Origin of the sequence: Kocuria sp. CPCC 204721, assembly GCF_040980945.1 — a bacterium.
Lineage (GTDB): Bacteria > Actinomycetota > Actinomycetes > Actinomycetales > Micrococcaceae > Kocuria > Kocuria marina.
Genome location: NZ_JAVKPO010000011.1, coordinates 14,330 through 26,312 on the forward strand (window position 1 = coordinate 14,330; position 11,983 = coordinate 26,312).

Below are 11,983 nucleotides of genomic sequence, written 5' to 3' on the forward strand. Positions count from 1 at the left end.
GATCCTTTCCATCGGTTCTGGCGTTAGCACCGGTGTCACCCCGGTTGCTGCGGCTTCCACGAGCCAGATCTCTCGGCCGCTCTGGATGGGTACTGCTCCATCCAACAGCATCGCGAGGCGCGGAGGCCATTCGTGGCGCGCGGGGTCGTGGCGTGTCGGACGACGACGCCGCTCCCCGGGTTCCTCCTGCCCGGCCCCTCGGGCTCGGGTCACCGGGGCTTCCGTGACCGGGCGGCCCCCGGTGCGGGCCGTGACTCGTAGCTGGTCCGGGGTAGTCCGTTCCGGATCGTGACCCGGCGGCCCCCCGGGGGCGTAGCGTGACGCGGTAGGAGAACCGTCCACGCGCAAAGAGGCTGTCATGGAGCAATCGCTCGAGGGGAAGAAGGCCCTGGTCACCGGTGGGGCCAGCGGGATCGGCCGCGCCGCCGTGCAGGCGTTCGCGGACCGCGGCGCCCACGTGGTCGTCGCGGATATCAATGAAGAAGCCGCTCAGACGACGGCCTCCGAGGTGGGCGGGGAAGCCTGGGTCGTGGACCTCTCGGACACCGCCGCGCTCGCCGAACTGAGCCTGGACGTGGACATCCTGGTCAACAACGCGGGGATCCAAAAGGTGGCCCCCGTGCAGGACTTCGACCCCGCGGACTTCCACCGCATCCTCACGCTCATGCTCGAGGCTCCGTTCCTGCTGATCCGTGCCGCACTGCCGCACATGTACGAGCGCGGATGGGGCCGAATCATCAACGTCTCCTCCATCCACGGTCTGCGCGCGTCCGCGTACAAATCCGCGTACGTCACGGCCAAGCACGGGCTCGAAGGGCTGTCCAAGACCGTGGCCCTGGAGGGCGCTGAGCACGGTGTGACCAGCAACTGCGTCAACCCCAGCTACGTGCACACCCCGCTCGTGGACAAGCAGATCAAGGACCAGGCCGCGACCCACAGGATCCCCTAGGACCAGGTGATCGAGAAGATCATGCTCACCGAGTCCGCGATCAAGCGCCTCGTGGAACCCGAGGAGGTTGGCGAGCTCATCGCGTTCCTGGCCGGCCCGTCCGCGGGCATGGTCACGGGTGCGTCCTACACGATGGACGGTGGCTGGACGGCGTCCTGAGCGCGGGGCGACGTCGCCGCGTCCACCCTCGCTGCCGTTCGGTGTCGAGGCAATGGCCCGCGTTCCACGGCCCCTCTCCGGCCAAGGGCCCGAACATCTGCGTCCCGGAAAAACACCCGCAGTCGCACAACGCGTGCGGTATCGGGGCACAGATGTTCCGGGGTGCGAGGACGCGGGGTCTGACGGTACGGGACGACGCCGCTGCGTCCGGTTCACACGGTCGTGGCCCCCGCGCGCAGCGCCGTGGAGAGCCTGTGGGCCTGGTCCAGCAAAGCCGCCCCGAGGCGGGGTCTGCGTTCCGCGGTGAACCGGGGTTCGATCCCCGTCAGGGAGAGCGCGTAGCGGGGTTGGCCGGTCGCGTCGAACACCGCGGCCGCCATGCCCCACGAGCCCTCCACAATACGTCCGGGGTTCAGGGACCAGCCGTCCTCCCGGACCTGGGCGACGAGGCGGCGGACGTGAGCGTCGTCGTGCTGTGGACCGAGGCGCGTCCGCTCCTCCCGGGTGTCCGCGAGGGCGGTCTCCAATTGGTCCGGGGGTAGGTGACCGAGGATCGCGAGTCCCGCGGAGGCCACGCCCAGGGGCAACCGCAGGCCCTCGTAGAGCACGTGTGAGCGCACCGGGAACGCCCCCTCCACCCGGGCCAGGCAGATGACCTCGTTGCCGCGGCGAGCGGAGAAGAACGCGGACTCGCCCGTGGCCTCGGCGAGCCGCTGCAGGCACGGGGTCGCGAGGTCCTGGGCGGGATAACGTTGGGCGGCCACCGTGCCCAGGATGTGCAGTTCGGGACCCAGGGCCCAGTTGCCGTCCTCCGTGCGGTCCACGAGCCCCTCGGCGGCGAGCGCTGCGAGCAATCGATGCGGGGAGGGCTGCGGGTTCCGGGATTTCTGCGGGGTCATACACGCTCCTGCGTCGGGACGTTCACAATATGGACAGACTAGCGACAGGTTTTCAGATTGTGATCCCTTCACCGACGATTACGGGTGAAGCATTGACCAAGATGTGGTCACTTTCTAGCCTGAGAGGCAGATCACGCACTGGAGGGGTGACCATGTCCAAACTCAGGGACAACGTGGCCGAGTTGCTCGCCGAGACGCTGCGGGACGGGATGACCGTGGCGGTGGGCGGTTTCGGACTGTCCGGGATCCCGCGGGACCTCATCGAAGCGGTCCGGGACAACGGAGCCAAGGACCTGACCGTGGTGTCCAACAACATGGGCGTGGACGGCAAGGGGCTCGGTCTGCTGCTGGAGAACAAGCAGGTGAGTAAGGTGCTGTCCTCGTACGTGGGGGAGAACAAGGAGTTCGCCCGCCAGTACCTGGAGGGTGAGCTCGAGGTCGAGTTCAACCCGCAGGGCACGCTCGCCGAACGGCTGCGCGCGGGCGGTGCGGGGATCCCCGCGTTCTACACCGCCACCGGTGTGGGCACGCGCGTGGCGGAGGGGAAGCCCACCGCGGAGTTCGACGGGCGCACTTACGTCCTGGAACGCGGGATCGTCGCGGACATCGCCCTGGTGCACGCGTGGCGAGGGGACACGGACGGCAACCTGATCTACCGGCGGACCTCGCGCAACTTCAACCCGGTGTGCGCCACGGCCGCACGGATCACGTTTGCGGAGGTCGAGGAGGTCGTGGCCCCGGGCGAGTTGGACCCGGACCACATCGTGACCCCCGGGGTCTTCGTGCAGCACGTGGTTCAGTACTCGGGGGCGCCCAAGGAGATCGAGCAGCGCACCACGCGACCGAGGCCCGCGGCGTCGTCGTCGGAGGGCGGAACGGACGTGCGGACCGGCGGTGGTGCCGCCCGGGGCGCGGGCAACGGCGGAGCGGAAGGAGCGGTGGCATGAGCTGGACGCGTGATGAGATGGCGGCCATCGCGGCGTCGGAACTGACCGACGGCGACTACGTGAACCTGGGCATCGGGATCCCGACACTCGTGGCGAACAACCTGCCCGAGGGCGTGAGCGTGGTGCTGCAGACCGAGAACGGGGCGCTGGGCATGGGCCCGTTCCCGTACGAGGGGGACGAGGACCCGGACCTGATCAACGCCGGGAAGCAGACGATCACCCTGCAGCCGGGGGCCGCGATCTTCGACTCCGCGATGTCCTTCGCGATGATCCGCGGTGGACACGTGAAGATGGCGATCCTGGGGGCCATGCAGGTCTCGCAGCGCGGCGACCTGGCCAACTGGATGATTCCCGGCAAGATGGTCAAGGGAATGGGCGGGGCCATGGACCTTGTGACCGGAGCACCTCGTGTGCTGGTCTTGACGGAACACGTTGCCAAGGACGGCTCCGCCAAGCTCAAGCGGGAGTGCGATCTGCCCCTGACCGGTGTCGGGGTCGTGGACCGCATCATCACCGACCTGTGCGTCTTCGACGTGGAGGAACACGGGCTGGTATTGCGGACCCTCGCCCCGGGTGTGACCGAAGAAGAAGTAGCAGCCAAGACCGAGGCCGAGTACCGGGTTGAGCTCGTGGACGTCACCCCGGACTCCGTGCCCGTACAGGAGGAGAAATGACAGAGAACGCCAATGACGTGGTGATCGTCAACGGAGCACGCACACCCCAGGGCAAACTGCTGGGCGCGCTCGCGGACCTGAGCGCCGTGGACCTGGGCGCGCACGCGATCAAGCACGCCGTGCAGCGCGCGGGGGTCTCCCCCGAGGACGTGGATTACGTCTACATGGGCAACGTGGTGCAGGCGGGCACCGGGCAGAACCCGGCCAAACAGGCCGCGGTGAAGGCCGGACTGCCTAAGACCGTCCCGGCGGCGGCCCTGAACAAGGTGTGCCTGTCCGGTCTGGTGGCCGTCACGGAAGCGGCGCGAATGCTGCGCCTGGGTGAGGCGGACGTCGTCGTGGCCGGCGGGATGGAATCCATGACCAACGCGCCACACCTGGCCCTGGGCGCCCGCAAGGGCAAGTCCTACGGGGACATACGGCTCGCGGACTCGCTCGCCCACGACGGGCTCGTGGACGTCGAGAAGGGCGTGCCCATGGGTGAGCTCACCGAGTCCGGCAACGGCGAGCGTCAGATCGACCGCGCCGAGCAGGACGCGGTGGCCGCGCGCAGCCACCAACTCGCGGGCAAGGCCCAGCAGGACGGGATCTTCGCGGACGAGATCGCGCCCATCGAGGTGCCCCAGCGCAAGGGCGATCCGATCACGGTGTCCGAGGACCAGGGCGTGCGCCCGGATTCCACCGCGGAGGGCCTCGGCAAGCTGCGCCCCGCCTTCACGAAGGACGGCGCCATCACCGCGGGCAACTCGTCCCCCATTTCCGACGGCGCTGCGGCCCTCGTGCTGACCACGCGCGGTTACGCGGAGGAGCACGGACTCGAGTGGCTCGCCGTGGTGGGCAAGCCCGGTCAGGTGGCCGGCCCGGATACCTCCCTGCACTCCCAGCCCTCCCGGGCCATCGAGCACGCGCTCTCGCGGTCCGACTGGACCCTGGAGGATCTGGACTTCATCGAGATCAACGAGGCGTTCGCGGCCGTGGCCGTGCAGTCGGTGCGCGACCTGGGCGTGGACCCCGAGAAGGTCAACATCCACGGTGGTGCGATCGCCCTGGGCCACCCCGTGGGGGCCTCGGGCGCGCGGATCGCGCTGCATGCCGCTTTGGAACTGGCGCGGCGCGGCTCCGGCAAGGCCGCCGTGTCCCTGTGCGGTGGCGGCGGTCAGGGTGAGGCGTTGTTGTTGAGCCGTTGAGCCTTTGAGCCTTGCAGGTGGGTCACGCCCGTCCCGGACCCGGGGTGGGCGTGACCCACACCAGGGGCGGCCCGGCTCGAGCCGGCTGACCGACCCGGGTGCTAGCCGGGGGCGGGCGGCCGGGTTGATCGAATGGATTCAGGAGGAACCATGGCGCACACGGCATCCACACCGGACTCGACATCGTCGGAGGGCCCTGGATCAGGGGGCGGGCCTGTCCCGGACCCCCGGCGCACCCGCAAGCGGGCGGCGCTGTCCGGGTTCCTGTTCGGATGCGGTATCGCCGCCTCCATGATCGACTTGTTCATCTTCCACCTGGGCCTGCAGTGGCATCACTTCTACGACCTCTCCACGCACGAGGTGGCCCTCGTGACGGACGGGTTCTTCCACGCCTTCGGGTGGTTCATCACCATCTGGGGTCTGTTCCTGCTCGCTGACGTGCGCCGACGGGGTGGGGTGCACTGGCCCCACTGGATCGGGGCCGTGATCCTGGGCGTGGGGACCTTCCAGCTCTTCGATGGCATCGTGGACCACAAGCTGCTGGGCATCCACCAGATCCGCTACGGGGTGGACATCCTGCCGTACGACCTCTTGTGGAACGGCACCGCGGTGATCCTCATGCTCATCGGGTTCGTGGTGCTGCGGCGCGGCGCGCGGGCCTATCGGACCCGCTGATGTCCTCGGACCACGCCCACCATGCGGATCACACCCACCACGCGGAGACCGCCGCTGCTGTCGGATGGCCTGTGTTCGAGTGGCTGGTCGTGGCGGTGCTGGTGCTCGCTGCCGCGGGGTACGGGTGGTTGTTGTGGTCGGGCCGTCACAGGACGGGCCCGAGTCCGTGGCGTCCCGTGAGTTTCTACGTCGGCCTGCTGGGCGTGGGGGTGGGCCTCGTGGGGCCCCTCGCCCACGCCGGGCACACCAGCTTCACCGCTCACATGGTGGGGCACCTGTTGGTGGGGATGCTCGGACCCCTGCTGCTCGTACTGGGCGCGCCCGTGCGGGTGGCGCTGCGCGGGCTGTCCACCGCCGGGGCGCGCCGGGTCTCGCGGGTGCTGCGGTTCCCGGTCGTCCGCTGGGTCACGCACCCCGTGGTGGCCGCGATCCTCAATGCCGGCGGGTTGTGGTTGCTCTACACCACCGCGCTGTTCCACTGGATGCACGCCTCCGCGTGGGGCCACGCGCTCGTCCACACCCACATCTTCCTGGCCGGCTACGTGTTCACGGCGGCCATCGCCGGACCGGACCCCGATCCGCATCGTTCGCCCTTCCGGGTGCGCGCCGTGGTCCTGGTGCTCTTCATCGCGGCGCACTCGGTCCTGGCCAAGTGGCTCTACGCGCATCCGCCCGCGGGAGTCGCGCCCCACGACGCTCACGTGGGCGCGCAGGTCATGTATTACGGCGGCGACGTCGTGGACGTCCTGCTGATCGTCCTGCTGTTCCTGGGCCACCACCGGGCCACGCGCCCGCGCCCGGCAACCGATCGCATGTACCCAACCCTGATCCAGATCGGAGAACCACCCGTGTCCCGCCACCACCGAGAGCCGTTGTCATGAGCACCCCGGGAACCCCGCAGGCCACCGCCGCCCGGTGCGAACCGCCGCTGGCCCGCGTGATGCGGCCGCTCAACACCGCCGTGGAGAGGTTCATCCCCTCGGCGCTGATCTTCGCCATAGTCCTCACCGTCCTGGTGGCCCTCATGGCCCTGCTGCTGACCGATTCCGGGCCCGTGGCCGTGATCCAGGGATGGGGCACGGGACTGTCCGGGCTGCTGGAGTTCATGACCCAGATGGCGCTGGTGCTGTTGCTCGGTCATGCCCTGGCCAGTACCCGGCCCGTGCGCGCCGGTCTCGGCAAGTTGGCCTCGGTGCCCCGCTCACCCCTGCGCGCCTACGTCTTCGTGTTCGTCATCGCTGCGGTGGCCTCGCTCATCACATGGGGTTTCGGCCTGGTGGTCGGCGGTCTGCTCGCCCGGGAGGTCGCCGCGGAGTTCGCGCGCAGGCGCCAGGCCGTGAGCTTCCCGATGCTCGTGGCGTCCGGGTTCTCCGGGTTCGTGGTGTGGCACATGGGGTATTCGGGCTCCGGCCCACTGACCGCCGCGACCCCGGGCTCGTTCATCGAGAAGCAGGTGGGCCACATCATTCCCATCAGGGAGACCATTTTCTCGTGGTGGAACATCAGCGCGATCGTCGTCACCCTGATCCTGGTGGCCCTGGCGCTCTGGCTCGTGGCACCGCGCAGCGTTCCCGAGTCCCACACGGTCACGGCCGAGGCGCTCGCCCAGTCCGAACAGGAGATCGAGCGTCCGGTCATAGAGGCCCCGGCCGACCGGTTGGATGCCTCCCGCATCCCCACGACTCTCGTGGGCCTGGCACTGGTGGCCTACCTGGTCATCCACTTCGCCGGGGGTGGAACGGTCACTCTGAACATCGTGAACTGGATGTTCCTGGGGCTGATCTTCCTGTTGTCCCGCAACACGTTCGAGGTCATGGGCCTGGTCAAGAACGCCGCGTCGAACGTGGGGGACATCCTGCTGCAGTTCCCCCTGTACGCCGGGATCATGGGCATCATGACCGCCACGGGGCTGATCCAGGTGCTCTCCGACTCGATCGTCGCCGTGGCATCGCCCCAGACGCTGGGCCTGCTGGCCTTCCTGTCTGCAGGGTTGGTCAACTTCTTCGTCCCGTCCGGCGGCGGGCAGGTGGCCATCCAGGCACCCATCCTGTTGGACGCCGCCGCCCGCCTGGACGTGGACCCCGCCGTGGTGATCATGGCCGTGTCCTACGGCGATCAATGGACGAACATGATCCAGCCGTTCTGGGCCCTGCCGTTGCTGGCCATCGCGGGACTGAAGATCCGGGACATCCTGGGCTACACGACCGTGGTGTTGTTGGTCTCCGGGATCGTCTTCGCCGCCACCATGCTGGTCGTGGGCGCGGGGGTCTGAGCGCGTGTCGTGCTCCGGGCGCACTGCGGTCTCGGAGCACGACGGCGCTCGACGTCACCTCGCTGAGGTGGCCGGGGTGTCAGACCTCGTCCGGGTTCCAGCCCTGGACCTTGCCGTCCGGGGCCGCGTACTTCACGATCAGGCTGCAGTCCAGATCCCCGTACCCCTCGTCGATCAGGCGCTGGAAGCGCTGGGCCGCGAGTTCGGCCGCGGGGAGGTCCACGCCCGTCTGCTCACCGGCGGACAGCGCGAGCCCCACGTCCTTGGCGGCCAGGACCGCGGAGAACGTGGACTCGAAATTGTTGTTGGCGGCGGCCGAGGGGACGATGTCCGGGACGGGGTACCACGTCCGCAGGGCCCAGGAATCGCCGGAGGACACCGACGCGATGTCCCAGAACACCCGCGGGTCCAAACCCAGTCGTTCGGCTAGGACGGAACCCTCCGCACACGCTTCGAGATTGACGAAGAGCATCATGTTGTTCACGATCTTGGCCGATTGCCCCATGCCCGGCCCGCCGGTGTGCACGATCCGACCCGCCATGGGAGTGATGACCTGCTCGGCCCGGGCCACGGTGTCCTTGTCGCCCCCGATCATGAACGTGAGTGTTCCCGCCGCAGCACCGCTGATCCCGCCCGAGACCGGGGCGTCCACGAACGCGAAACCCTTCTCCGCCGCGGCCTTGTGCAGCTCCAGGGCGGTTTCCACGTCGATCGTGGAACTGTCAATGAGGAGGGCGTCCTTCGGGGCGAGCGCCAGGACGCCCTGGTCCGATCGGACGGGGCGTGGGAGCCCACGGATCTGGGTCGATAGTTCGTGAGTGCCGCCGAGGGCATCGAGAGGGCCCTGGATTCCCTCGCCCTGGAATCGGGCGGTGCGGGAGGCGGAGTGAAGGGGCTCGTGCGGGTCTTGGCCCCGGACGGCCTGGGCGGGATCGCCGTGGGTGAGGCCATGTGCAGGCTGTCCGAGACCCACCCCGGTGTGCGGCTCGAGATGATCAACGCGGCGCGCCGCCCGAGCGCCAACCTCGTGGGGATCGACGTCGCGGTGGTCGTGGGGCGCCCAGAGGTCTCCCGGAACGAGTCGTTCCACTTGGCGGACTACTTCCTGGGGCTCTACGCGCCCGCGGCGTACGTGGAACGCCACCCGGCCATCGAGTCCCCCGCCCAACTGCAGGAGCACCCTCTGCTCTACTTCATCGAGTCCATGCAGGACGTCCCGGAGCTGATCGATCCCGTGCGGCATCTGCCGCGGATGCACCAGTCGATCGGGGCCACGTCCTCCATGGTGCACGTGGAGTTGACCCGGTCCGGGGCGGGTATCGGCCTGCTGCCGTGCTACCTGGCCGATCGCGCCGGGGACCTCGTGCGGCTCTTCCCCGAGGAGTTCGCGTTCCGTGCGTCCTACTGGGCGGTCTCGCGCCCGGACCTGTTGAAGCGCCCCGCGGTGAAGGCCGTGATGGACGCGCTCCGGGCGGCGGTCGAGGACATGAAGGACCAATTGGCCGCTTCAGCCGGCACCGGTCGTGCGCGGCCCCGCGGCGAGCGCCGGGGTCCGCGCGCCAACGCACTCGCTCGCTAGCGCACCATCCTGAGCTCGCGCAGGTCCGACAGTCGCGGGTCCACCGTCTCGGTCCCATCCGCGCGGAAGCCATTGCGCTCGTAGAACCGGATGGCGCGCGCATTGGCCGCGGCGACCCACAGCTGCGCGGGCTCGGCCCCCAGTGCGGTGTCCAGCAGCGCCTGTCCCGCTCCGCCGCCGTGGTGCTCGCGCAGAACGTACACCATGCGCAGCGCGGTCTCCCGCGCCGGTTGCGCCTCCTCCGGTGCACCGACCGCGGCGAAGCCCACGATCCGTCCGGCCACCTCCGCGACGCGCACCGCCCTCCGGCCGGCTTCATCGCGCAGGAGTCCGTCCCACATGGTGCGACGACGCCGCTGCGCCGTCTCGTCGTAGAAGCGCTCCGGGAGCATGCCCGCGTACGTCTCACGCCAGGAACGCACGTGGACGGCGGCGAGGGCGGGAGCGTCGTCGGGCTCGGGGAGACGGATGGTGAAGGCGGGCCGTGTCATGGGTCGGACCTCTCGAGGGGCGCTGCCTCACGACCGAGGATCAGGGCCAGTCCGGCCTCGAACCGCGGAGCGCTGTCAGTGGTGGGCAGCCCCATGGCCTCGCGGGTCTGCTGAGCGGTGACGGAGCCCAGTGTGAACCGGACCAGGGTCAGGGCCGTGTTCTCGGCGGTCCGCTGCGTGAGACCCGTGGCGGACAGGGCCGCGACGAGTAGCGGAACCGGCGGCAGGTCGAGCGGATCGAGGGCGTGGGCCACGCCGACGACCTCCGCGCCGTCGCGCACCGCGAGGATCAGCCGACGGAACTCCGCGGCCACCCGAGCGGGGTCGAGGTGGCCGGGCTCGGTGCGGCCGTTATCGGAGTGCCCCGGACCCGCCCCGTCGTGACCGGCCGAGCGGACGGCGCGGGGAGCGGCGTCGTCGTGCACCGCGCGGTCGGCGGCGAGCGGTGCGACCATGCGCTGGGCGAGCACCGCCAGCAACTCCTGCTTGTTGGCCACGTGCCAGTAGAGGGCGCCGGGCTGGACCTCGAGCTCCTTGGCGAGGCGGCGCATGGAGAGATCACCCAGGCCGTAGCTCTGCAGGATGTGCCACGCGGCATCCACCACGTCATCGCGTTTCAGGGCCACGGTGCTCCTCTCGGGGTGCTCGGTCGGGTGCTGCGTGTGACTCTACCGATCGGCCGGTGCGGCGCGGGGCGGGCGTCGGAGAATTGACTTTCTTGAACGGCGTTCAATAATTGAACAATGTTCAAGAACCCTGCCGAGCTGGCCGAGCGCGTCCTCGCCGGCGACCCCGTGACCCCGGACGAAGCCCTCGAGCTGCTGCACACCGACGACCCCGGCATGCTGGACCTCGTGGCCGCCGCCGCACGGCTGCGCCGCGAACACTTCGGGATGACCGTGAAGGTGAACTACCTGGTCAACCTGAAGTCCGGGTTGTGCGCCGAGGACTGCGGCTACTGCTCCCAGCGCCTGAACGCCGGGACAGACATCCTCAAGTACTCGTGGCTGAGCCCCGAAAAGGCGGTGGAGCAGGCCGAGTACGGCATCCGCGGTGGTGCGAGCCGCGTGTGCCTCGTGGCGAGCGGTCGCGGCCCGTCCAACCGTGAGGTGGGCAACGTGACCCGCACGGTCGAGGCGCTGAAGGAGCAGCACCCGGATGTGGAGGTCTGCGCATGCCTGGGCCTGCTCAAGGACGGCCAGGCGGAGACGCTGAGCGGCGCGGGCGTGGACGCCTACAACCACAACCTCAACACCGCCGAGTCCAACTACGAGTCCATCTGCTCCACCCACACCTACCAGGACCGCGTGGACACCGTGGAGCGCGCGAAGGACGCCGGGCTCTCCCCGTGCTCCGGGCTGATCGTGGGCATGCGGGAGACGGACGAGCAGCTCGTTGAGGCGCTCTTCGCGCTGCGGGACCTGGGCTCGGACTCCGTGCCGGTGAACTTCCTCATGCCCTTCGACGGCACGCCCCTGGCAGGCACGTGGCAGCTGAGCCCGCAGAAGTGCCTGAAGATCCTTTCCGTGGTGCGCTTCGTGTGCCCGGACAAGGAGATCCGCATGGCCGGTGGCCGCGAGATGCACTTGCGTTCGCTGCAGCCGCTCGCCCTGCACGTGGTCAACTCCCTGTTCCTGGGCGACTACCTCACCTCCGAAGGGCAGGCGGCCCAGGCGGACCTGGACATGATCGCGGACGCCGGCTTCACCGTCCTTGGTGCGGGGCCAGACCTTTCCCGTGAGCACGACGCCGCGGCGCCCGCCCACGCCTCGAGCGGTACGGCTCCCGAGCAGGCTGCGGCGGGCCAGGCAGGTCAGACGGGCTCGGCAGGCCCGGCGAGCACGCCCTGCGGGTCCACGTGCGGAACCGGTGGAGCTGCCGGTCCCGATGCCACCTCGGGCGGCGGTCCGGCCCCCTTCGACCCCGTCTTTTCCGATCAGGGTGACGACGCCGCGCTGCCCTCGACCGCCCAGGGCCCGGTCCCTGCTCGGTCAGCTGCCCCGGTCTCCGCGGCGCTCGCCGCCCTGTTGAGCTCGGGCGACGGGCCCGAACGCGACGAGAACGACACCCGGGTGAGGATCGAGCTGAGCCCGACCGTGCGGCGTCGTGGTGCGGGGACCTCGGTGGCGCCGAATGCCTGAACCGGCACCG

General features: G+C 69.5%; 11 protein-coding genes, 2 pseudogenes and 1 riboswitch. Of the genes and pseudogenes, 9 read left to right on the forward strand and 4 right to left on the reverse strand.

Annotated elements, in window-relative coordinates:
• Positions 1-5: 5 nt before the first annotated feature.
• A riboswitch (SAM riboswitch) is annotated at positions 6-92 on the reverse strand.
• A 266-nt stretch (positions 93-358) separates the two neighbouring features.
• A pseudogene (locus RF637_RS10210) lies at positions 359-1,108 on the forward strand (3-hydroxybutyrate dehydrogenase).
• A 212-nt stretch (positions 1,109-1,320) separates the two neighbouring features.
• Here RF637_RS10210 and RF637_RS10215 read toward each other — a convergent pair.
• Positions 1,321-2,007: an IclR family transcriptional regulator gene (locus tag RF637_RS10215; RefSeq protein WP_368844768.1), complete on the reverse strand. Its 687-nt coding sequence runs from the start codon at positions 2,005-2,007 to the stop codon at positions 1,321-1,323.
• Between the two features lie 152 nt (positions 2,008-2,159).
• Here RF637_RS10215 and RF637_RS10220 point away from each other — a divergent pair, with 152 nt between their 5' ends.
• The 6 genes from RF637_RS10220 (at position 2,160) to RF637_RS10245 (ending at position 7,762) form a co-directional block, all read left to right on the forward strand.
• A complete protein-coding gene (locus tag RF637_RS10220; protein WP_368844769.1) occupies positions 2,160-2,954 on the forward strand; it encodes a CoA transferase subunit A in 795 nt (264 codons plus the stop codon).
• Positions 2,951-3,628 carry a CoA transferase subunit B gene (locus RF637_RS10225; protein WP_085107957.1) on the forward strand — a complete coding sequence of 226 codons (678 nt, stop codon included), beginning with the start codon at positions 2,951-2,953 and terminating at the stop codon, positions 3,626-3,628. Before RF637_RS10220 ends, RF637_RS10225 begins: the two co-directional genes overlap by 4 nt.
• Entirely contained in the window at positions 3,625-4,815 is a 1,191-nt protein-coding gene (locus RF637_RS10230) for an acetyl-CoA C-acetyltransferase (RefSeq protein ID WP_368844770.1), read from the forward strand. Before RF637_RS10225 ends, RF637_RS10230 begins: the two co-directional genes overlap by 4 nt.
• Before the next feature lie 150 nt (positions 4,816-4,965).
• Entirely contained in the window at positions 4,966-5,490 is a 525-nt protein-coding gene (locus RF637_RS10235; RefSeq protein WP_368844771.1) for a DUF2243 domain-containing protein, read from the forward strand.
• Complete coding sequence (locus tag RF637_RS10240) at positions 5,490-6,371, forward strand: cytochrome c oxidase assembly protein (protein WP_368844772.1); 882 nt, start codon at positions 5,490-5,492, stop codon at positions 6,369-6,371. Before RF637_RS10235 ends, RF637_RS10240 begins: the two co-directional genes overlap by 1 nt.
• On the forward strand, positions 6,368-7,762 hold the full coding sequence (locus RF637_RS10245) for a short-chain fatty acid transporter (protein WP_167317995.1): 1,395 nt from the start codon (positions 6,368-6,370) through the stop codon (positions 7,760-7,762). The genes RF637_RS10240 and RF637_RS10245 overlap by 4 nt, the downstream gene beginning before the upstream one ends.
• A 79-nt stretch (positions 7,763-7,841) precedes the next feature.
• On the opposite strand, the pseudogene RF637_RS10250 reads toward RF637_RS10245, so the two are convergent.
• Positions 7,842-8,525 (reverse strand): annotated as a pseudogene (locus RF637_RS10250) (NAD(P)-dependent oxidoreductase); the annotation flags it as partial.
• Between the two features lie 51 nt (positions 8,526-8,576).
• Here RF637_RS10250 and RF637_RS10255 point away from each other — a divergent pair.
• A complete protein-coding gene (locus RF637_RS10255) occupies positions 8,577-9,341 on the forward strand; it encodes a LysR substrate-binding domain-containing protein (RefSeq protein WP_260850450.1) in 765 nt (254 codons plus the stop codon).
• Here RF637_RS10255 and RF637_RS10260 read toward each other — a convergent pair.
• Together RF637_RS10260 and RF637_RS10265 are read right to left on the reverse strand one after the other, a co-directional pair.
• Positions 9,338-9,832: a GNAT family N-acetyltransferase gene (locus RF637_RS10260; protein ID WP_144997074.1), complete on the reverse strand. Its 495-nt coding sequence runs from the start codon at positions 9,830-9,832 to the stop codon at positions 9,338-9,340. The two genes, RF637_RS10255 and RF637_RS10260, sit on opposite strands and share 4 nt — an antisense overlap.
• On the reverse strand, positions 9,829-10,458 hold the full coding sequence (locus RF637_RS10265) for a TetR/AcrR family transcriptional regulator C-terminal domain-containing protein (protein WP_144997076.1): 630 nt from the start codon (positions 10,456-10,458) through the stop codon (positions 9,829-9,831). The genes RF637_RS10260 and RF637_RS10265 overlap by 4 nt, the downstream gene beginning before the upstream one ends.
• Positions 10,459-10,575: 117 nt before the next feature.
• On the opposite strand from RF637_RS10265, the gene bioB reads away from it, so the two are divergent.
• Positions 10,576-11,973, forward strand: coding sequence for a biotin synthase BioB (bioB, locus tag RF637_RS10270; RefSeq protein ID WP_368835932.1), 1,398 nt, complete (start codon positions 10,576-10,578; stop codon positions 11,971-11,973).
• Positions 11,974-11,983: the final 10 nt, after the last annotated feature.

Excerpts from the sequence above, each read along its gene's own strand:
- RF637_RS10230 (WP_368844770.1), top strand. The coding sequence starts at position 3,625 with ATGACAGAGAACGCCAATGACGTGGTGATCGTCAACGGAGCACGCACA.
- RF637_RS10215 (WP_368844768.1), bottom strand. The coding sequence starts at position 2,007 with ATGACCCCGCAGAAATCCCGGAACCCGCAGCCCTCCCCGCATCGATTG.
- RF637_RS10225 (WP_085107957.1), top strand. The coding sequence starts at position 2,951 with ATGAGCTGGACGCGTGATGAGATGGCGGCCATCGCGGCGTCGGAACTG.
- RF637_RS10235 (WP_368844771.1), top strand. The coding sequence starts at position 4,966 with ATGGCGCACACGGCATCCACACCGGACTCGACATCGTCGGAGGGCCCT.
- bioB (WP_368835932.1), top strand. The coding sequence starts at position 10,576 with ATGTTCAAGAACCCTGCCGAGCTGGCCGAGCGCGTCCTCGCCGGCGAC.
- RF637_RS10245 (WP_167317995.1), top strand. The coding sequence starts at position 6,368 with ATGAGCACCCCGGGAACCCCGCAGGCCACCGCCGCCCGGTGCGAACCG.
- RF637_RS10220 (WP_368844769.1), top strand. The coding sequence starts at position 2,160 with ATGTCCAAACTCAGGGACAACGTGGCCGAGTTGCTCGCCGAGACGCTG.
- RF637_RS10260 (WP_144997074.1), bottom strand. The coding sequence starts at position 9,832 with ATGACACGGCCCGCCTTCACCATCCGTCTCCCCGAGCCCGACGACGCT.
- RF637_RS10240 (WP_368844772.1), top strand. The coding sequence starts at position 5,490 with ATGTCCTCGGACCACGCCCACCATGCGGATCACACCCACCACGCGGAG.